This is a genomic window from Chitinophaga horti (assembly GCF_022867795.2).
Lineage (GTDB): Bacteria > Bacteroidota > Bacteroidia > Chitinophagales > Chitinophagaceae > Chitinophaga > Chitinophaga horti.
In genome coordinates, this window is sequence record NZ_CP107006.1 from 2,740,992 (window position 1) to 2,761,574 (window position 20,583).

13 protein-coding genes are annotated in these 20,583 nt (G+C 51.6%); 3 read left to right on the forward strand and 10 right to left on the reverse strand.

The features are described from left to right. Positions 1 to 108 precede the first annotated feature (108 nt). Positions 109 to 852 (forward strand): nucleotidyltransferase, encoded by a 744-nt coding sequence (locus tag MKQ68_RS11025; protein ID WP_264283346.1) that lies wholly within the window; start codon positions 109 to 111, stop codon positions 850 to 852. A gap of 1 nt (position 853) precedes the next feature. Continuing rightward, positions 854 to 1,591: a metallophosphoesterase family protein gene (locus MKQ68_RS11030; RefSeq protein WP_264283347.1), complete on the forward strand. Its 738-nt coding sequence runs from the start codon at positions 854 to 856 to the stop codon at positions 1,589 to 1,591. A 14-nt stretch (positions 1,592 to 1,605) separates the two neighbouring features. Here MKQ68_RS11030 and MKQ68_RS11035 read toward each other — a convergent pair whose 3' ends face one another. Both MKQ68_RS11035 and MKQ68_RS11040 read right to left on the reverse strand, forming a co-directional pair. Continuing rightward, positions 1,606 to 2,562 carry an MBL fold metallo-hydrolase gene (locus MKQ68_RS11035; protein WP_264283348.1) on the reverse strand — a complete coding sequence of 319 codons (957 nt, stop codon included), beginning with the start codon at positions 2,560 to 2,562 and terminating at the stop codon, positions 1,606 to 1,608. Positions 2,563 to 2,598: 36 nt separating this feature from the next. Next, complete coding sequence (locus MKQ68_RS11040; protein WP_264283349.1) at positions 2,599 to 3,675, reverse strand: NAD(P)H-dependent flavin oxidoreductase; 1,077 nt, start codon at positions 3,673 to 3,675, stop codon at positions 2,599 to 2,601. 217 nt (positions 3,676 to 3,892) lie between these two features. Here MKQ68_RS11040 and MKQ68_RS11045 point away from each other — a divergent pair, with 217 nt between their 5' ends. After that, positions 3,893 to 4,939 carry an NAD(P)-dependent alcohol dehydrogenase gene (locus tag MKQ68_RS11045; RefSeq protein ID WP_264283350.1) on the forward strand — a complete coding sequence of 349 codons (1,047 nt, stop codon included), beginning with the start codon at positions 3,893 to 3,895 and terminating at the stop codon, positions 4,937 to 4,939. A 120-nt stretch (positions 4,940 to 5,059) separates the two neighbouring features. Here the strand turns inward: MKQ68_RS11045 and MKQ68_RS11050 are convergent, their stop codons facing one another. Genes MKQ68_RS11050 through MKQ68_RS11085 form a run of 8 tightly spaced genes read right to left on the reverse strand, consistent with a single transcriptional unit; the run spans position 5,060 to position 20,411 of the window. Beyond that, complete coding sequence (locus tag MKQ68_RS11050) at positions 5,060 to 7,243, reverse strand: IPT/TIG domain-containing protein (RefSeq protein ID WP_264283351.1); 2,184 nt, start codon at positions 7,241 to 7,243, stop codon at positions 5,060 to 5,062. Between the two features lie 26 nt (positions 7,244 to 7,269). Beyond that, on the reverse strand, positions 7,270 to 10,530 hold the full coding sequence (locus tag MKQ68_RS11055; protein WP_264283352.1) for a TonB-dependent receptor: 3,261 nt from the start codon (positions 10,528 to 10,530) through the stop codon (positions 7,270 to 7,272). A gap of 31 nt (positions 10,531 to 10,561) precedes the next feature. After that, positions 10,562 to 11,557, reverse strand: a complete 996-nt coding sequence (locus tag MKQ68_RS11060; protein WP_264283353.1) for a fasciclin domain-containing protein — start codon at positions 11,555 to 11,557, stop codon at positions 10,562 to 10,564. Next, positions 11,557 to 12,786 (reverse strand): fasciclin domain-containing protein, encoded by a 1,230-nt coding sequence (locus MKQ68_RS11065; protein WP_264283354.1) that lies wholly within the window; start codon positions 12,784 to 12,786, stop codon positions 11,557 to 11,559. Before MKQ68_RS11065 ends, MKQ68_RS11060 begins: the two co-directional genes overlap by 1 nt. Before the next feature lie 5 nt (positions 12,787 to 12,791). Beyond that, positions 12,792 to 13,877, reverse strand: coding sequence for a fasciclin domain-containing protein (locus tag MKQ68_RS11070; protein ID WP_244843115.1), 1,086 nt, complete (start codon positions 13,875 to 13,877; stop codon positions 12,792 to 12,794). A gap of 19 nt (positions 13,878 to 13,896) precedes the next feature. Further along, positions 13,897 to 15,081 (reverse strand): hypothetical protein, encoded by a 1,185-nt coding sequence (locus MKQ68_RS11075; RefSeq protein WP_264283355.1) that lies wholly within the window; start codon positions 15,079 to 15,081, stop codon positions 13,897 to 13,899. A 5-nt stretch (positions 15,082 to 15,086) separates the two neighbouring features. Then, positions 15,087 to 16,811, reverse strand: a complete 1,725-nt coding sequence (locus MKQ68_RS11080; RefSeq protein WP_264283356.1) for a DUF4397 domain-containing protein — start codon at positions 16,809 to 16,811, stop codon at positions 15,087 to 15,089. A gap of 24 nt (positions 16,812 to 16,835) precedes the next feature. Further along, a complete protein-coding gene (locus tag MKQ68_RS11085; RefSeq protein ID WP_264283357.1) occupies positions 16,836 to 20,411 on the reverse strand; it encodes a TonB-dependent receptor in 3,576 nt (1,191 codons plus the stop codon). Positions 20,412 to 20,583: the final 172 nt, after the last annotated feature.

The window sequence follows — 20,583 nt, forward strand, 5'->3', positions numbered from 1 at the left end:
CCTTTTTTAAGTCTTATATATTCACAATTTGTGCCAATGGTTCCAGCAAAACCAAAACTGCACGCTTTTTGGAACTACAGAACAGTATACATCTAAACAATCAACGAAATGAAGGTAGCAAAAGGAATAAGGCCCCAAGCCAAAGACTTCTACGTAGCAGTATTGCAGGAACTCCACGAAGGAAAACTGAACTTCATGTTAGGCGGCGGCTTTGCGCTGTACCACTATACAGGCATTGAACGCGACACCAAAGACCTGGATATATTTTGTAAACCCTCTGAGTACCCAAAGATCCTGAAACACCTGCACGACAAAGGATTTCAGACCGAGCAAACGGACGTTCGCTGGCTCGCGAAGATTTACCAGGACGATCATTACATCGATGTGATCTTTGATACCGTCAACAACATTTGTACGGTTGACGATAGCTGGTATGATCATGCATCTGAAGGCACTTACGAAGGCATCCCCATCAAGTACCTACCGGCAGAAGAGCTGATGTGGTGTAAGATATACGTGCAGAACCGCGAACGCTATGACGGCGCGGATGTAAATCACCTGTTGTTGAAATATGGCCACAAACTGGACTGGAAGCGGCTGCTGTTCCGCATGGACCCGCACTGGCACCTGTTGCTGGCGCAGTTACTCAGCTTCCAGTTCGTGTATCCGGCCGACTACCACGATATTATTCCAAGATGGCTGTTTGATGAACTGATCGAGCGTGCGAAGTCACAATACGACCTGCCGCCAGCTGTTGAGAAAGTTTGCCGTGGCCCGGTGATAGATCAGACCCAGTATGAAACTGACATTAAGCTTTGGAATTATAAAGTAAGCACCATAAAAACAACCTAGCATGGAAGGAACACAAAAGGTAAGAATAGCCGCGATGGCCGACATACACGTGAGAGAAACAGACAAGGGCGTCTGGTCACCTTGCTTCAAAGAAGTATCCTCCAAAGCAGACGTGCTGCTGATTGCCGGCGACCTTACAGACACGGGTGATGAAACCGAAGCCCATTTGCTCGCAGAAGAATTGAGGAGCTGCGCTGTACCAGTAGTCGCCGTATTGGGTAACCACGACTACGAAAAGGGCCGCCACAAGCTGATACGCGCCGCGCTGCTGAGCGACAACGTACATATCCTCGATGGAGAAAGCGTTGTGATCAAAGGCGTTGGATTCGCCGGTATAAAGGGTTTCGGCGGGGGATTTGACCGGCACATGCTCTCTATGTTCGGAGAAGACGCGATGAAAGCATTTGTGCAAGAGGCCGTGGACGAGGCACTACGTTTAGACAGAGCCCTGGCGCGCCTGGAACAGGAGCACGAAAACCTGAAGAAGATCGCCGTAATGCATTACGCCCCCATCGCCGCCACCGTGGTAGGTGAGCCGGAAGTGATCTTCCCGTTCCTGGGCTCGTCGCGGCTGGCAGAACCTTTATCACGGAGAAATGTAACGGCCGCCTTCCACGGCCATGCCCATGCCGGTACTCTCGAAGGGGAAGCACCTGGTGGCGTAAAAGTCTTCAATGTTGCGCGGCCCATCCTGCAGCAGCATGGCTACAATTGCGGCTATTATATTTTTGAGGTATAGGGAAAGGCAGCTGATTATTTATTCAGCTGCCTTGACAATAAAAATCCTATGCCTCCCAACAATACGATGCCTGCAAGCGCCGCCCACTTACCGACACCATTGGTACGTGACGGTACATAAGCTACGCCCGCCGTGTCTGTACGTGCGGGTTCTTTCGTATAACGTCCGTGTTTGGGCACGGCCACTTCTTCAAAGTTTTCGGCCAGCTGGTTCAGATCACGTAACATATATCCCCGTAGCGGCTTGCCATGCCCCGTGGCAGCTACCTTCGGCTGAAGCGCTGCCAGTTTACGTACAGACGCCGCCGCGGCCACCCAGTCGCAGGTGAAATACCTTGGCGGGCCGCTTACCTCCTTACGTTGCTGCATCACCGCGATCAGCGACTCCTGCTTGGTCGCCACAAACGCATCGCCCGCAATGAGTACACCATCGCGCTCGCGATACAGGCTCATATGTCCCGGCGCATGGCCTGGCGTGTGCAGGCAGCGCCATTCCGGGAAGCCGGGTATCGGGTCGTTGTCGTTGAGCGTCATGAGGTGACCACTGATGTCGATAGGTTTGTTGGGATACAGGCAGCTCATCAGCGTCATGAGTCCGCCGCCGGCGGTAGGATCAGCAGGTGGGTAAGCCGATTTGCCGGTAAGATAAGGTGCCTCCATTTCGTGGGCGAACACCGGTACATTCCAGGCGCCGAGCAGTTGTGGCAGCGCGCCCACATGATCAAAGTGCCCGTGTGTAAGCACGATAGCCTCTGGCGCGGCCTGGGGCCAGAAGAGCAGTTCTGCCGCCTTGCGGATTTTACCCACGCTTGTTTTGAGGCCTGCATCTACGAGCAGCCACTTTTTCGTTTCCGGATTGTGAATGAAGTACACATTCACGAATTTGTCGCGCAGTCCCCATACGCCGGGTGCAATACTTTTCCAGTTTGCATAAGTGCGCATATCGATAAGCTGAGCCTTTTGACGATGCATCTTTTAACCGGTTTTAGTCCGGAGAAATAGCATGCATTACCGTGCCAAAAGTTCTCCCGTCTCCCTCACCAGCTCCTCCATCAACGCCTCTACCTTCCGATGCTTCACTTCTGTGGCGATTTGTCCGGCCCAGAACAGGATCATATCCGCCCTGCCCTGCTCCATCGCCGCCGCCCGTAACGGCGCAATAAACCGTCCCTGCAAGGGAAAAGGCGCAACATCTTCCGGCAAGCCGTGAAACTCATCGGACAGGCGGTTGGTCATACCACGGCCGAGGCGGCCGGTGAAGGCATTCGTGAGTGTCGTATATTTTGCAGCAGGCGAAAAGATGCGATCGCGGTGAAGCTGGCTGGCCGACGACTCATCACAGGCCATGAACGCAGTGCCGATTTGTGCGGCATCTGCACCCAGCATCAGGGAGGCGGCCACTCCCCTGCCATTGGCGATACCGCCTGCGGCGATAATAGGCGTTCTCACCGCACGGCGCAACTGTTGTACGAGTGTAAACGTACCCGTTAGCGAGTCCTTCGCGGGGCGCAGAAAGGACGGGCGGTGCCCACCCGCCTCGAAGCCCGCAGCAACGATCGCTTCCACACCAGCATCTTCCAGCATCCGCGCTTCGTCGATCGTAGTGGCGGCGCCTACCGTTTTAATGTTGAGGCGGCGGCATTCTTTTAAGATCGTGTCGTCTGGTATGCCAAACACAAAACTGAATACGGCCGGGCGGATCTCCAGCATGGCCTCCACCTGCCGTTCGAACTTACTGGCGATATAGATATCAGGCTCCGGTAAGGCAATGCCTAACTCATCAAAATAAGGCTTAAAGTAAGCCCTGGCTTTTTGGAACTGTTCCGGTGTATAGCCTTTCAACGAGTCGTCTACATCGGACACCCACAAGTTCAGGTTGTAAGGTTTATCGGTCAGCTGCCTGATCTCCGCGGCCAGCGCTCTGATCTCATCCGGCTGCATAGTGTAAGCGCCGTAACCGCCTAGTCCACCGGCGTTTGAAACAGCAGCCAGTAGTTTTGAACTGGAAAAACCTCCGCCCATCGGGCCTTGGAGAATCGGGTATTGAATGCCTAGCAGCGAAGTTATGGGGGTATTGTACCACATCGATCTGAAAGTTTGACTAAACTAAGATAACATGAATTTACGGAAGCAAGGGGTTACCGGTATAAGTAATCCGGGTAGCGTACCAAACAGGCAGAAGGGGCGCCCGCGCTGAACGAACCTGGACAGCACATCCCTCCTGACCGCACACGCCATCAATCCATCAAATACCCTTACTTTTGCTCCGTAGTCAGTAACTCAATCTAAAAATTAGTACAATATGTTAGCAACAAAAGGTTACGCAGCTTTAAGCGCAGGAGAAAAATTGACACCATGGGATTTTGAGCGCCGGGATGTAGGCGAGCATGACGTACAGTTCGACATTCAGTATTGCGGGGTGTGCCACTCCGATTTACACCAGGTAAGAAACGATTGGTTTGAAGGCATCTTCCCGATGGTGCCTGGTCACGAGATCGTAGGACGTGTGGCACGTGTGGGCAGCAAGGTAACCAAATACAAAGTAGGCGACCTCGTAGGCACTGGTTGTATGGTAGATTCCTGCGGCAAATGTGAAAGCTGTAAACATGACGAGGAGCAGTATTGCGAGAATGGAAACATCCAGACGTACAACGGCAAAAATCATTATACCGATAACATGCCTACCTATGGCGGCTACTCCAACACGATCGTGGTAAAAGAGGAGTTTGTATTACGTGTGCCGGAAAACCTGTCGCTGCCAGGCGTAGCGCCGTTGCTGTGTGCGGGTATCACTACTTACTCTCCCCTCAAACATTGGAAAGTAGGCAAAGGTCATAAACTGGCGGTATTAGGCTTAGGCGGCCTGGGCCACATGGCGGTAAAGTTCGGTGTAGCTTTCGGTGCAGAAGTAACCGTCTTAAGCACTTCCGAAAATAAAAGAGAAGACGCGAAGAAACTGGGCGCACATAATTTCATCGTTACCAAAGACCAGGAACAGTTTAAGTCAGCGGTGAACTCCTTCGACTTTATTATCGATACCGTGAGCGCACCGCACGATATTCCCGCTTATATGTCGCTGCTGAAAACGAACGGCACGCACATTTGTGTGGGCGTACCTTCCGAGCCTTCTAAAATACCAGCTTTTGCATTGATCGGTGGCAGGAAGAGCCTGGCCGGTTCTATGATCGGTGGCATTGCGGAAACGCAGGAGATGCTGGACTTCTGTGCGGAACACAACATTACTTCTGATGTAGAAGTGATTGACATGGCGTACATCGAAGAAGCATATGAACGTATGGAAAAGAACGATGTAAAATACCGTTTCGTGATCGATATGGCGACTTTATAATCGTTTTACATCTTTACAGAAAGCCCAGCAGCAATTGTTGCCGGGCTTTTTTATGCAGATAAAAGCCCCGCCTGGGAACAGGCAGGGCGTCATCTATCAAATGTAAATTGTTGAATGAAATTATCGCAAAAAGACTTTCCTGATGGCGCTGTTACCCTGGTCCAGGATGTAAATGCTACCGTCGGCACCCAATTTCATATCTATCGTACCAAACGAGAATTTCGCCTGGTCAAAGCTGCCATCCGCATAACCTAAACCGGCAAACCTTGCTAGTGTACTCATTTCGTTGGTAGCAAAATCGAACTTACGGATTGCGTAGTTGTTTTTATCAAGCACGAGCAGGGAGCCATTGTTATCGATCACCAGTGCCGTAAAGCCGTAGCCCAGCCTGGCTGTTGCACGTGGACCGTCCACGAAGCCGAATGCGTCCTGGGCACCCAGCCAATACAAGGTGGATGTTTTAGCGGTGGCATCATAACGGGATATGATACCCTGGTAGTCATCCTGCCCGGCATAAACATTACCTTTAGCATCTACCGCTGGCGTACAGTTATCGGATACACTACTGCGAAGTGTGGGTTCTGTTTGTCCGGTAGGATATATCTTCAATACACCCGACCAGGTTTGGGTAATGTACATATTACCACTTTTATCGAGCGCAAGCCGGCCCACGGCACCGTTAATACCCGTTTTTACAGTCGTTACCACACCGGCGGGAGTGATCTTACGAATATTGCGGAAGTTGCCCGTTTCTGACACATACAGGTTATCCTGCGCATCAAATGCCAATCCGTAGATAGCGCCGAATTGCGCTTCTGCCAGGGAACCATCTTTATACCCCATACCTGCGCTACCCGCCCATACCGTAGCATTACCGTCCGGCGTAACTTTCACAATATGAGCATTGTTACGGTCGCTCACATAGGCGTTACCTTTAGAGTCGATCGCCATGGCAGATGCGCTGAATGAAATAAGGGCGCCTTTGTAAAGCGTCATCGTACCTGCACGACGGAATTCCGAAGGTGCATTCGCATTTAAGGCAGCACGTGTTACTTTCAATTCGCCGGTCGTTAATGCAGCAGGTGCAGTTACTACCAGCGAGGTTTCGGTAGCGCTTTCCACTACAGCAGCTACACTATTGAAGGTAACGATGTTCTCTGCAGGCACCGTACTAAAGCCTACACCGGTAATGGTCACTTTCGTACCCGCCAGGCCGGAAGCTGGTGATACGGATACAACGCCCAGGTTCTGATCGCGGAAGTCCGGGCCGGTAACCGGCTGATCGTTCACCACAACTTCCACTTTGCCATTGCCGGTACCGCCTGGCAGCGTGAGCGTCAATTTAGTACCGCTGGCTGTTTTAACGGGTACGGGTACACCGTTGATCTTTACAATGTTTTCATCTGTAAAAGAAGAAAAGTTCATACCGTTGATCGTCATTTCCTGTCCGGCAGGGCCGCTGAGTGGACTCACTACGCTGATCTGCGGTGCAGGTACCGGCGTAAATGCCGGGCCTGCCACCAGCTGGCCAGATATACGCACAGTTACAGGGCCGGTAGCCACGCCTTCAGGCGCAATTACCACCAGTTTATCTTCTGAAGCTTCAGCTACTACGGCAGATTTACCGTTAAATTCGACGATGTTGCCCGCGGCCACAGCATCAAAACCTGACCCGTTGATCGTTACTTTCGTACCCACGTTACCGGTCATTGGCTTAATGCTGCTAATGGCCTGGAAGCGGAAACTAGCACCAGTAGAGGTTTGCCCATTTACTTTCACCGTAATCGGACCAGCACCCGCATCCACCGGGATCTCAGCCACGATGAGGGTGTCGTTGGCACTTACTACCAGCGCGCTCACACCGTTGACCAATACTTCAGCTGGCGTGTTCAAGCTGCTGAAACCAGCACCACTAATACGCACGTGCATACCGGCAGGGCCGTTGGTCGGGAAAAAGCTTTGCACCGACAGCGCCTGATAAGTATAGGTACCTACATCCAATGTTTTATCACCAGATTTGTAGCTGATCTTACCAGTTTGTCCGTCCTTCGGTGCACGTACCACCATGGATGTATCGTTCACGTTGAGTACATCCGCAGCGACGGTACCAAAGGACACCGTAGCGTTGTCGTCAAAACCAGTACCCAGGATGGTTACCAGCGTACCTCCGTTACCACTGTTCGGGTAAAAGCTTTTCACGGCAAGTTCCTGCCTCGGCTTGTTGTCCTCTTTGCGGCAGGATTGTACCAGTACTACACTGAACACCAGTACGGCCGCTGCAAGATAAATGGCTATCTTTTTCATCTTTAAGATGTTTTAAGCTGATTGAATTAAAATGTATACCGTGCGCCTAACTGCACCTGGTAGCGTGATCCCATATAGTCGATGGAATACGCTTTGCCCGGGTTCGTAAAGCTGTACACAGGATATCCTTTACCACTCTGCGCCGGCGGGAACAACACCGGGGTAAGGCCCACGGATGCCGTGCTGTTAAAAGTGTTTGGCGAAAAGTACTGGCGTCCCCACTCGCTGCTCAGCATATTCGTGAGGTTCACGATGTCGGCAGTAAGGGTGATAAAGTGTGTTTTCAGCTTCGGAAAATGGAACTCCTGTGCAAAGTGGAAATCTGCCTGGATGTTCCAGGGCGTGCGGCCCATGTTCCTTTCGGTAAACTTCCCTCTTCTCTCGCTCAGGTATTCGTTACCATCGATGTAAGCATTAAACGCGGCTGCTTGTTGTGCAGCAGTGGCGCCATTGCCATCCTGGAAGAAATCGATCGCTTCTTCTGCACGCGGAATGTACGCCAGGCTTACCTGTTGAGGCAGGCCCTGGATGCTGTTGTTCATGATGCCATAGGTAAAGGGACTGCCCGACTGCGCCGAGCCAAACAGGCTAAAGGTGCTGATCAATACATTATTCCAGGCCTTGCGATAGTTCAGGTTCAGCATAATACGGTGACGGATATCGAAGTTGGAATAAGCCAACCCGGGATTATTCGGGTTCAACGACTGGTTCAGCTGCCAGTTACTTTCCATGGAGTTACGGATGCCATTGAACACGTCTTTACTCTCGCCGAAAGTATATGCGCCGGATACGAAAAAACCGGTGTTAAAGGTTTTGCTGATCGTACCCGTAATGTTATATCGGAAGCCCTGGTTCGTATTGCTCAACAGGTACGCATTAGAGAAGGCTGGATTCACCGTACCGGAATAAATCGGTTGCTGGTGGTTTATGTCGTAGCCGTAATAACGGGCGTTGTCGGAAATATTTACCTGCTGGAAGTATACGTCTTTCAGGCTTTTGGTCACGATACCTTCGATGCCGAATTTCCATTGGGTGGGTGTAGTGTAGTCCACGGCCAGGCTACCTCGCAGCACCTGAGGCATAGAGAAGTCGTTATCTACCAGGTCTACCTGTGTTTTACCGGCGTTCGGGTTATTGGTTACTTCACCATTCTGTGAGATGAAATCAGCAATACCGTTCGGGTTTGGCCTGATGGCGTCGGAGCCGTCTGCGAAAGGCTTCTGGTCGGCGCGCTGGTCGAATGAACCGTAGTTGATACCGTTGTTGTAATATGCGTAAGCCAGCCATGCAAAAGGAATACGACCGGTAAACATACCTGCACCACCGCGCAGCACCAGGCTTTGATCGCCCTTCCAGTCGTAACGGAAACCGATCCGTGGTGATATTTTCACCTGGGAGAAGAAGTCATTGCGAATGCGGCTCAGCGGCGTGTTATGGTATGTGAAACCAAAGTTAGGATCGGCCGCTGCGTTGCGCACTTTATCGCTCAGCTTCGGCTTCTCCGGCAGATGGGTATAGTCTGCACGCAGGCCTGGCATCAGTTTCAACTTATCATTCACTTGTATTTCATCTTGTAAATAAACAGAGAACAGGTTGAGGTTAAACACAGCACCCGGGTTAGCCATCAGGTACGGACGCGTATTGTTATTATAGTTATAGCTGCCACGTACGCGATACGGGTTATTCGCCAGGTAGTCGTCGATGCTGAGGTAGTCTACCCTGCCATTCCAGGCGTTTACGAAACCGTAATCGATATGATACATCTCATTGTGTGTACCCAATAGGAAGCTGTGTTTACCTTTCGTCCAGGTGAGGTTATTGGTGATCTCGATGGTGCGTTGCTTCATGTTGAAAATAGATGCCTCACGATCGGTACCCAGGTAAATAGTAGTACCCGGCGTGCGGCCCTGGATCTGCACCTGCGGCAGGCTTGGATCGCTGAGCGGATCGCGGTAATCTTCCACCGTGCTGAAACCTGCGACGAAGCTGTTGCTAAGCGCGTTGTTGAAACGGGCTTTCCATTCGGCTACCGTGCTGCTCTGGTTGTTCGTCTGTTCAAACGCCATGCTGCTGAAACGGAAGTCTTGCTGGTCGCGATCGAGATGTACCGCGCTGGAACGGATGGTATTGTTACGCACCGACAATTGGTGGCGGTCGTTAATGTTCCAGTCAATACGGTTAAAGAATTTTACGGAACGCGAAGAGGCGTTGTAAACACCCGCCGTACCGGCATCGAAGATCGAACCATAACGGCTCAGTGTTTCATTACGAATCGCTTCTGCATCGGCCTCGCTCAGGATACCTGCTGTTTCTGCCTTACCGGCGATCAGCTGCGTAGGATCGGTACGACGCGTAATTTCTTCATTCGTGAAGAAGAACAGTTTGTTCTTGATGATAGGAAAGCCCAAACGCACACCTGCCTGGTAATCCTCGAAGTCGCTGTTCATTTTGCCCAGCGTACCGGCTTTATCTTTACCGGTGAGCGCCGCATTACGACCAAAGCCATACACGGAACCGCTGAACTTGTTGGTACCAGAGCGGGTTACCGCGTTGATGGAGCCGCCCGTAAAGTTACCAATCTTCACATCATACGGCGCCAGGTACACCTGCATGTCCTCAATCGCATCCAGCGAAACAGGATTGGTGCGGGTGCTGCTGCCTGGCTGGCCGCTGGTGCCGCTCTGGCCACCCATTGACGGACTGAAGCCGATCGCGTCGTTGTTGATCGCGCCATCGATCGTTACGTTGTTGTACCGGAAACTGGAGCCGCCGAAGCTGTTGTCTTTCGACCCTTGCGGCACTAGGCGGGTGATGTCCTGGATGCTGCGGCTAACGGTGGGCATGTTGTTTAGTTGTGTTCTGTTGATGTTCTGCCCTGCACCATAGTTGTTCGCTCTTGGTCCAGCCTTCTGGCCTTTCACGACCACCTCGCCCAGCTTCGTGCTTTCATCTGCAAGCGTGATGTTGAGCAATTGCGGCTCTCCCAGCTTCACGGTAATGCCTTCGAAAGTTTTTGTTTGCATACCCATCATCGTGGCCGTAACGGTGTACGGTCCGCCGATGCGCATGCCATTAATGCGGTAACGACCGCCTGCATCTGTAATAATCGGATAACGTGTGCCCGACGGCGTGTGTACGGCAATCACCGTTACGCCTGGCAGGGCTTCGTTTTTGGCAGACTGCACCTTACCGGTGAGGCCACCGCCTGTTTCCTGCGCCAGCGCTGCAAAAGGCAGCAATAGCAGCAGTAGCACGAAGCGTATGTGATAAAAAGTATAAACCTGCATGATAATAGTACTTAAGAAAAAACGATGATGATTATTGCGTAATGCGCAGTACCTGGTCAGTTATATGCAACACGCCGTTGCCTGTGATAATATCCTGGTGAACGAGGTTGGTCTCACTCGTATTACCGATCCCTTTGAGCCTGATGCCGGAAAAGGAACCAGGCCGCTGGGGATCAGCAATCAGCGTTACGGTTACCGAGTTGTTGTTAAGCATGCCCTGCTTGCCTTCATTGGTAGGTCCGGTGCTGAGGATATAGTCGTTTACGAAACGGCGGTCTTCTACTACCTGGTAGCGGATCATATCGGCCAATACCGCTGGATCGGCGGCTTCGATGGTTTCGAGTGTTCCGTAACCAATAGCGGCCATGGCGCTGTTGTTGGGCGCATATACCGTATGCGGCACTTTACCGCTCAGCAGGCCGATCATACCTGCACGCTGCAACGCCTGGTTAAACAGGGTGAGGCTGGCATTAGAGGCGATAGCATCCGTGAGGGTTGCGTGTACATAGGGCTCGAGCATACGATCGATTACCTGCACTTTACCATTGGATGCGTTTACCGCGGTGGATAACAGGCGGCTGCCGTTAATGGTAAGCACGGTATCGCCGTTTTTGATCCAGCGGGTCACGTACAACTTGCCACCGAGGGAATTGATTTCCTGGTTAAAAAGGAAAGGCATTTTCTCGATTTCGTAGTTACCTTCCACCGTATGGTAGTTTGCGAGACGCACTACCCTGTCATAGGCAGCCGTAAGTATGGCTGTATTGTTGGCATAACCGGCTTTCGCGAACGCTTCGTCCGAAGGTGCAAACACCGTGACGGTTTTAGGCCCGTCAGTCAGAGGGCGAACGCCCCCGCGGGTGATCACAGTATTCATCACCGTAAGGTTAAAGTTATCGGCCAGCACTTGCGCAATGCGGTTATTATCCCGTTTGCTGCCGCCGTCTTCCTTATCACATCCCATTGCCAGGATCGCAATAGCGCCACAGGCAGTAAGGGTCTTTATATTGAAATGAATCTTTCTCATTAGAATTGAACTTTATCGGAAAGAATTAAATGATCGACCACGTGTATCGGCCCCTGGTAGGTGTAGATATCCGATTCGATGATTTTGGCGGCGGGCTTGTTGGCTCCTTTAACTTTCACGGTCACCTGTCCGCCTTCCATACCAAATTCGAGCGGCATTTTGAGCGAAAGACCCAAACCCATGGCCATGGCGTTCACTTCATAATCGCCCACCAGGTCATTTTTCAGGTCGTGCAGGAAGAAGCTCGCAGACTGTGCTCTTCCGGGGCCCCAGCTGCCCTTTGGTGCATACATGCGGCCATATACGTGATAGGCCAGCAGGGAATCGGTTACAAACTCATTGTACATTTCGAACCAGTCCCAGTCGAAGTAAGGATAACTGCGATTATTCAGCTCCCAGAGGTCGTCTATCGTGTTGAAGCCTGATTTGGCAAAGGCATCGTTAGTGGGTGCGAAAAAGGCATCCCTGCTAACCTCTACCCCATTGCCCGGTACCAGGATGTCGTAGTAGTTGCGACTATACATGCCCAGCGTTATTTCCTCCCATCTCAACTTTGCATCGGCCATCAGGCTGGAGATCATCGAGAACCTGGGATCACTTGCCAGGAAGTCGGCCATATGCTGCGTAGGGCGGTTCGCCACGATGTTGATTGGCCACAGCGTACCATTGGTCGCTTTTACAGGCTTTGCATTACCGGCGTCTTTACCATTCAGGAACAGGCTACCGTTGCTCATTAATGCATACTGCCTGTAACGGTAAGTAACCCAGTAAGGCACGCTGCTACCCACCGGCGCCGCATATTCTTTCAGTGTCTGATGCGTCAGCATCGTCTGCAATGCATTGCTGATCCTCATAGGTGCGAGCGAAGACGAATCAATTTTAGCCCCCAGCATATGGAACAACACCAGCGAATCCATATCGCCCGCGTTTGCGCCTGCAATTGCGGCTTCGTCGTAACCGGCGGCGCGCATGGCGGCATCATCCGGTGCAAACACGGTGTATTGCGCTTCTGCGCCTTTCGACTTTAGTACAGAATCGGCATGGCTACGTTCCCAGGCTGCCAGGAACAGCTTGTGCGTGTTGGACATACTCACCAGTGTTTTCAGGTCGTGTGTCGCGGTATCGGTGAATGGCACCTTGTCGCCAAACGGCACCTGCTGAAACTCTTCCTTTTTACAGGCCACGGCCAGCAGCATTACGGCGAGGGCACCGAGGATTAATCTTTTCATACAAACTATTTTTTCTCAGCTTCGTTAGGTAATACCAGTACATCCGGGATATAATGCACCACCCCGTTGTCTGTCAGGTTATCGATACGGCCAGGGATGTTACTTGTCACATCGCGAACGGGTTGGTCCCAGGGACGTTCTTCCGTGGCGGGATCGGTAAAGGTGATCGCAATTGAGGTGGGCTGCTGGCGGTAAGTATCCTTCTCGCCTCTCACCGTAAATTTATAGGTGTCACCAGGAATCAGGGCACCAAAGCCCCCATTTCCGAAGATGATGCCTGCAGCAATGAAATCACCGGTGAAGAAGCGTCTTCCGGGCAGGATGTAGATACCGAACAGGCGTGCCCCCACATATTCATTTACGTTTGCCTGTTGTATCCATTCAGCGGTAATACCTGCCTGTTCAAATGCATCATTATCCGGCGCATACACGGTGCGGGTGCCCTCTTCTGCCAGTTGTTCCCAATAACCGAACTTCTTCAACCCTTCCACGAATACGCTGTATTCTGCACGCTTTCCCAGCCATTCCTGTACAGTACCGGGTGTGTACTTCATCACTTTATCTACCACATGCAGCACACCATTGGACAATGCCACATCGTTTTTTACCACGAAAGCCCCATTCACGAACACGAAATTGGACGAGTAAGCCGGGCCGCTGGAGCCATAAGTAGCGAAGGTGAAGTAAGGTTCGCGGCCTTCGTAAAGGCTGGCATACCGCGTATCGAGACTGTTGGTGGGCAGGTCGGCACGAAGCAGGCGGCGGTCCAGCATATGGTAATGCAGCAGGTTACGCAGGCTGTCTTTATTCATGTTCGCGAAGTCCGACGGGCGGTTAATGCCCAGCTGCGCAAAGGCCGTATTGTTGGGCGCGAAAATCGTGTAAGGACCAACGGTGTTCAACTCTTCCTGCATGCCTGCGTGCTCAATGGCGGCCGCAAACATGGAAAGGTCGTAGTTGTTCCGGATAAAATCACCCGCCAGGCGGAAGGTTTTATTTTCGTCCGGCACGTCCAGGTCTTCGTGCTTACAGGCGGCGAACGTCGTGGCGATCAGCGCTGCCGTTAAGCAGGTACGTATGTTTATAAACATCTTGTTTAAGTTAATGTGATTAGTAGATCGGTGCCGCATATCTCCGCTGCACAGTAGTCAGGTAGGCACGGCCGTTGATAATCTCGATCGTATTGATCGTTGCGAACGTGCGTGGGTTATAGGTGCCGGAGTGAATATTGATATTCAGTCCGGGCATTTTCAACACACCGCGCAGGTCCAGGTTGCCCGTAAACTGACCGTTACCATAGCAACCAAGGAAACCATAAGTACCTGCCACGTCGCTTTCATAGTTGCCGTAAGGCATCTGCTCGGGACTGACACCCGGCTGCAGCAGGGAGAACAGCGTCATGAAATCAGTAGAGATTCTATCAGACGTGGTATCTGCAAACAGCGGGAAGCTGTGGTACGGCGCTACGGCGCTCGAATAACTACGCTTCACGTTGGCGAAATAGTTGAAGTGGTATCCTGGCAGTGTGGTGTATGTGTAAGGCTTGCTGAGCGACATCCAGATATTCATATCATCGCGTACGCCATACCGCATTACGCCCTGTTCGTGTGAACCAGCGCCTTCTTTCAGCGATTTATCCGCTTGCCAATATCCTTCCGCGCTGTAGTTATAAAAGTTGACGTAAACCAGGGAGTCCGACAAAGGCAGCTTGTGGAAATTTTCTTCCCTCAGGAGCACGGTATTTTCCTTGGTGACAAAGTTCTTCTGGAATACGTGCATGGTATATACTTCCCTTTCGTTCAGGGTAAGTACGGTATCAATCATGATAGTCTTCCGCAGCTTATCTTCCAGTTGAAAGAAAGGAATGCTGTTGGTAGGACGGATACAGAACATGATGCGGTGCTCGCCGGAAGGTATCTGCGCCCAGCTGGACAGGTCGAAACCGTTGAGTACGGGGCCTACGAGTACGCTTTCTTTACCCGGGTATTCCGGGTTGTTCACCGTTACGCTTTCCCCTACGTGGGAAGGGTACGGCGGCGCATATGTATCGCGCTGGGTAAGAAAGTCGCCGGTAATGGCAGCACCTGTTACCAGTCCGTCTTTATCCACCACGGGATCGATCAGCATGGTGAGGAAAGGAATTTGTTCATCCTTATTCGCCAGGTAGATCTTAAAGTTCATGTCGTTAAACACGCGGAGATAAGCGGGACGCTCGATCTCTGTGTAGTCCACCTTACTGCAGGCGCTCACGCCCATCAGGAAAGCGGCAGACAGCAGCAATTGTAATTTCTTCATAGCTATTACTTCGTGTGTTTTACAATAATCATTTTAGCCTGCTGAGCGCCTGTACCGGCCAGTTCTCCAATCAGAGCCACGGTATACACACCAGGTTCCTGTTTGGGCTTTACCGGGCGGATATAGTGCTCCGGCTTTGCAATAAAGTCGGTGTTCTTCAGCACCGGGATCTGCGTAATCCAGTTACCCGGGAATACACCGGGTGAAGAGCGGTATACCATGATCTGGTAGTCGTCTGCACCCTGGGCACTCCGGTGATAAGGCAGGTGCAGCGCGATTTCACCAGGCGCCAGGTTGCTGGCCGATGCGCCCATCGACGCACCATTAGCAAGTGTAAAGCTGGCGTAAGGCAGATCGGCACACAGGTTCAGAAAACGTTTAGCGAAAGGATAATGCTGTTTTACCTGCAGGTATTGTCCGTCCTGCCCATCGGTGCCCGTACCTACGAAGTACATACCGCCGCTCAGGTTATTGTTCACCAGTGCGATGGCGGCTTTGCCGTCCGGCTGTTTGTATAACCAGGCAGTATAGTTGAGGTTAGCCGCTGCATCTACCGAAACAGAAGCCAGCACGCTACCCTGTGCGTTTAGCGCGTCGATAGTGGTACTGCCTTGTACAAAAATGCTGTAGTCGGTATGTGCACTGTAAGCGAGGTCGCCAAGTTTATTGCCGTTAACGCGGAAGGTGACCGCGCCTTCGCCCGGTAACGCATGAACGCCCTGCACACGAAAGTAGTTCGCGTTTTCCGGCTCGCTGATGTCCGCAATTACCCGGAACACGTTCTGGAAACCAGGAACGTTTTCTCCCGCAAAGTCGGCCGGGTAATAAGGCACTCTCACCGTATGTGTGGCCACTACGATGGTGTACACACCACCCGGTTTAAATGACCGCACGGGCGCATAAGTAAGCCCGGTGGATACCGTATGCGGAATACCTGTTGTAGCCGTCACCAATGTTGAAGTGCTCTGGTCCTGTACATTCGTTGATTCAAAGGTAGTACCACCCTGCGCGGCCACTTCCGTACCTTCCGGTGTTAATACTTTAAACTGGTAGGTGCCATAAGGCACTTCTACATATTCGGAATACTGGCGTACACCCACACTGGTGGTTTGCGTACTCACCGGCGTACCATCTGCATAAGCGAGAGTGAGCGGTTTAGACAAGTCTTCAAATACCGGATCGCCCTGTGGCTTCAGCCTGTCGGCGATGTTCAGCAGGCGGATTTTGAAGTAACCGGGGCGTGAAGGGGCGGTTGTCTGACGCGGTACTTCCATGATGCGCGGTTGCAATGTAGCAGTGGCTATATCGCCTTTCAGCATGTAGTAGTCCATCGGCATGTTCGCCTTTTCCTCTACATTAAACCCGATAGAATCCGGCGCCAGCTGGTAGCCAAAAATATTAGTGTATATGAAGGCTTTACCGTTTTGCAGTAGTTGGCGCGGTATGCTGTACGTAGTGCCCAGGGAACCTGTTTCAGGAAACCATTTTGTACCGTCAACGGCAGGGGTATTACCACCCACTACCGGCATATTAAATTTCCAGGTGGTAAGCGTATCGCCGTTCACGACCAGCTGGCCGCTGCCATTGATGTTCACCAGGCGCACCAGGGAGCTATTAGTCACTTCGGTACTCGGGCGATTATCGTTAAAAAAGTCTGCCTTGTTTTTTTTGCACGACAGGAACGTTCCTGAGCATAACAGCAGGCCTGCGGCAAAATGTTTATAATGCATATCTTCTCTTTTTAAAGTTGGAGATTATAACAGCTTGTAAGTAAAGCCCATCATGATTTCCGCACCACGTTTAAAGCTGCGATTCACGTAACGTTCGCCATACCAAAGGCCGCCTGTACCAGGATTCGCATATACCGTCTCGATTGCCGGGTTCAGGATATTTTTCGCGTAACCTTTGAACAACACGCGTTTGCCGAGTTGTTGGGAGAACACGAAGTCGAGCATCGGTACCGGGCGGGTATACAAGTCAGGCTCACCAGTGAGGTTGATCTGCACCAGGCGCTCACCCACCATGTTGAAAGTGGTCGTAAGGTCCGTTCCCCATTTAGTGTTCTTGTAGTTCAGCCAGCCGTTCACGGAGTAAGGCGCCTGTTCGAACAGCGGACTGTTTTTCGGCGTGTGACGATCGAGTGATTTGTTAGCGTTGTAACGGGCGGCAGACTTTTTAATATTACTCTGCGCCAGCATCAGGTTGGTACCGATGAAGAAGTTCTTCAGCACCGGCGTTAAACGTCCGAGATCTTTTACCACTTCCAGCTCAGCGCCCCATACCGTACCGGTGTTAGGATCGTTCTGGAACTGGATGGTGGGATACTCGGGGTACCTGGCAGCCAGGCCTTCCGTCTTCAAACTAAATACTTTTACCAGCTGATTGTTGATGCGTTTACCGAAGGCAGAAGCTGAAATTACTTCTCCTGGGTTCGGGAACCATTCCCAGCGAAAGTCAGCATTTTCTGTGTGCTGGTTTACCAGGTTCGGATTACCTACGACAAGCCCCATCTGGAAGGCGTCGAACTCAAACACGTTGGTCAGCTCACGCAACTCCGGACGCGCCAGGGTGGTGTTGTAGGCCAGGCGGAAGTTCATATCCTTGCGGTAAGTGTAGGTAAAGTTCAACGCATAATAAGGCTTGTAACCTGTTTTATACACCGTATTAGGGCTGATGAGTACCACCGGGATGGTGTTGCCATTCTCGTCTTTCGCCGTCAGCGCCGGATCGAGGAAGATGTTGGAAGTATCTACCGCAGACTGGATATTTGTTTTCTCGAAGCGTACACCGCCGGCTAAACGTACATTCTCCAGTATGTGTAAATCCAACATACCGTAGAAGGCGTTGGTTTCGAAGAAGCCGTTATAGTTGTTCGGTGACTTCTGGCTGTTGTACAGGAAACCACCTACCGCATCGGCGCCTTCGCCGGTGCTGCCATTCGGCATACGGATGCCGATAATCTCCGGGCTCACCAGCCTGTCTACGTTACCATGTACCTCGTACAACGTCAGCGATTTATTGGTCGCGTAGTTAGAACCTGGCAGGAATACGAAGTTCTCGCGGAAGGTACGGTCGCGGTTCAGGTAGTTCACGCCTGTTTTAAACTCCTGCTTCTGCCCTAACAGGCGGAAGGGGAAGGTAAGGTCGGCTTTATAGTTGTAGTTGGTTTCGTTCAGCTGGCGCCAGCGGCGGCCGTTCGGCTCTGCCTGTATGATGCCGTAAGTACCGTACCCGTTTACGTAACCGGAGTTCAGCGCATACAGGTGTTCTGTATATACAGAGTCACCCTGCCCTCCGGCAGCACCGATCGACGGACGGAAGTAATGTGAGCCGCCGCGCGGACGGTAATCCGTCATCGTAATAAAGCGAAAGTCCGGATCGTTTTGCTTTGACGTGGAGCTGGCCACGTTGTAGCTCAGTCGTGGTGAATACTCGCCGGCAGTGAACTTATGCTCGCCCTGGAGGTTAAAAGTATTCAGGTTACGACGGGTTTGTTTTAATGAATAGATCGTGTTATACACCGGGCCAGACAGGCCAGTGTACTCGTACTGTCCGTACATGTTCACGGCCTGTGCTTCACTGCCCCAGCTGCCCAGGTACTGCACGCTGATCTCGTGGCGTGGGTTAAAGCGGAACGTAAGGCCGGCAAGCGTACCATAGTTAAGCGTTTGCGTACCTGTATTCTCTTTATAGGTCTGATGTTTACCCATATAGAGGTTGTTCGGCGTAATATAGTTAGGGATAAAACGCGGACTATACACCTGTGGGTTACCGGTAATAACACCCTGGTAAACGCTGTATTGCGTAAGGTCGCCGCCCGTCACATCCGTGGTACGGTTGTAATAGTTAGCACCCAACACCACACCCAGTACCTTATCGCGGAAAACTTTATAGCTATTGCCAAAAGTAAGTGAGTACAACTGGTTCAGCGGTGCCTGTTTGTAGCGGGTGCTCATCACCGGGTCGAACGAATGCATGATGTTGTTGATGCGCGCAGCTTCCTGGCGCATAGCGGGATCGCCATTACTATTGTTGATCAGCTGCTGGATCTGCGTAAGACCGCCTGGGTATTGCTTTGACAAGTTCAGGAAGTCGCTGGTGAGGTTCTTGTCTTTCACCTTGCCACCAAAGAAACCGAGGTCACTATTATAAAAGCTGTTCACCTTGCCTCCCGCGCCGATGTTCGAGTTGAAACCTGTTTGCGCGATAATTTCGAGCGTAGCTTTATCTGGTACTGATTTCGTTTTCAGTTCCACGATACCGGCTGCTGCATCGGCAGGTTTATCGGGCGTTACGGTTTTAAAGATGGTGATGTTATCCAGCAGCGAAGCAGGCACCAGGTCCAAAGGAATAGCGCTGCGATCGGGGTCGGAAGAAGCGAGCCGCACGCCATTGAGCTGACCGATCACACTACGGTCGCCCAGACCGCGGATCGCTACGTATTTATCATCTGTTACCGTTACCCCGCTTACGCGTTGCAGCGCCTGCGTGGTGGTAATAGAAGCTGTTCTTTCAATTTGTTGGGCAGATATGGCATCCTGCACGATGGCAGCCGCTTTGCGTTCCTGGAGCACCGTTATTTCCGTATTCGTTTTACGACGTGCCTGTACTGTTACCTCTCCTAACTGGCGGCTGCTGGCCGATAGCTGGATGGTAATACCGGAGGAAGCTTTAGTCACTTTCACCTCGCGATGTTCGTAACCCATCAGCGAGAAAATCAGTATCGCACCTTCCTCCGGGATCTCGATGGTAAAATTACCATTCATATCTGTCGCCGCGCCACCTTTACCGCCTTTGATGCGGATAGATACGCCGGGCAACGGCTCTTTCGTTTTGCCGTCGATCAGCCGGCCGCTGATTTTGATGGGTACGGCCCTGCGATTCACGACCACATATCCGTTTAACAATTGGTAATCGAGACTGGTACCGTTGAAAATTCCGGTCAGCGCGTCTTTCACCATGATGTTATCCGCATGAACAGTCACCTTTTTACCTTCCGTGGCGAGCAGTGCCTCGGGCAGTAAAAAGCGCACGCCACTCTGCTTTTCGATATGCAGCAGGCTTTCGCGCACATTGGCATTATCCAGGTGCAGGGGAATGCGGAGGGATAAGTCCTGGCTCTTAACATGGTCGGCAAACAGCATCGTTACGAACGTAAGCTGGGCCACCAGGAAAATGAACGAGCATTTCATCAGGAAACAAATTTTGTGTAAAGGCTTTCTGGCAGTGGGTGGATTTCCTGCCGCGCCAGGCTTTAACACAAGCGAAAAGCGTTCGGGCACAGGTTCCACGATAAATCCGAAAGGATCATTTTTTAATCCTTTTTGCATACTTTTGATTGTTGAAGGTTAAACCCGGTACAACCGGGCAATCTGTTAACTGTTCGGCTGCTGTCGATCCTGAGAAAATTCTCAGCGGCCTGAATAAATCTTTCGAACGTTCCTGCTTACCGGCAGGGACGTTTTTTGTTGTTGGCTGTAACGTTAGTTCATTGGTATATTT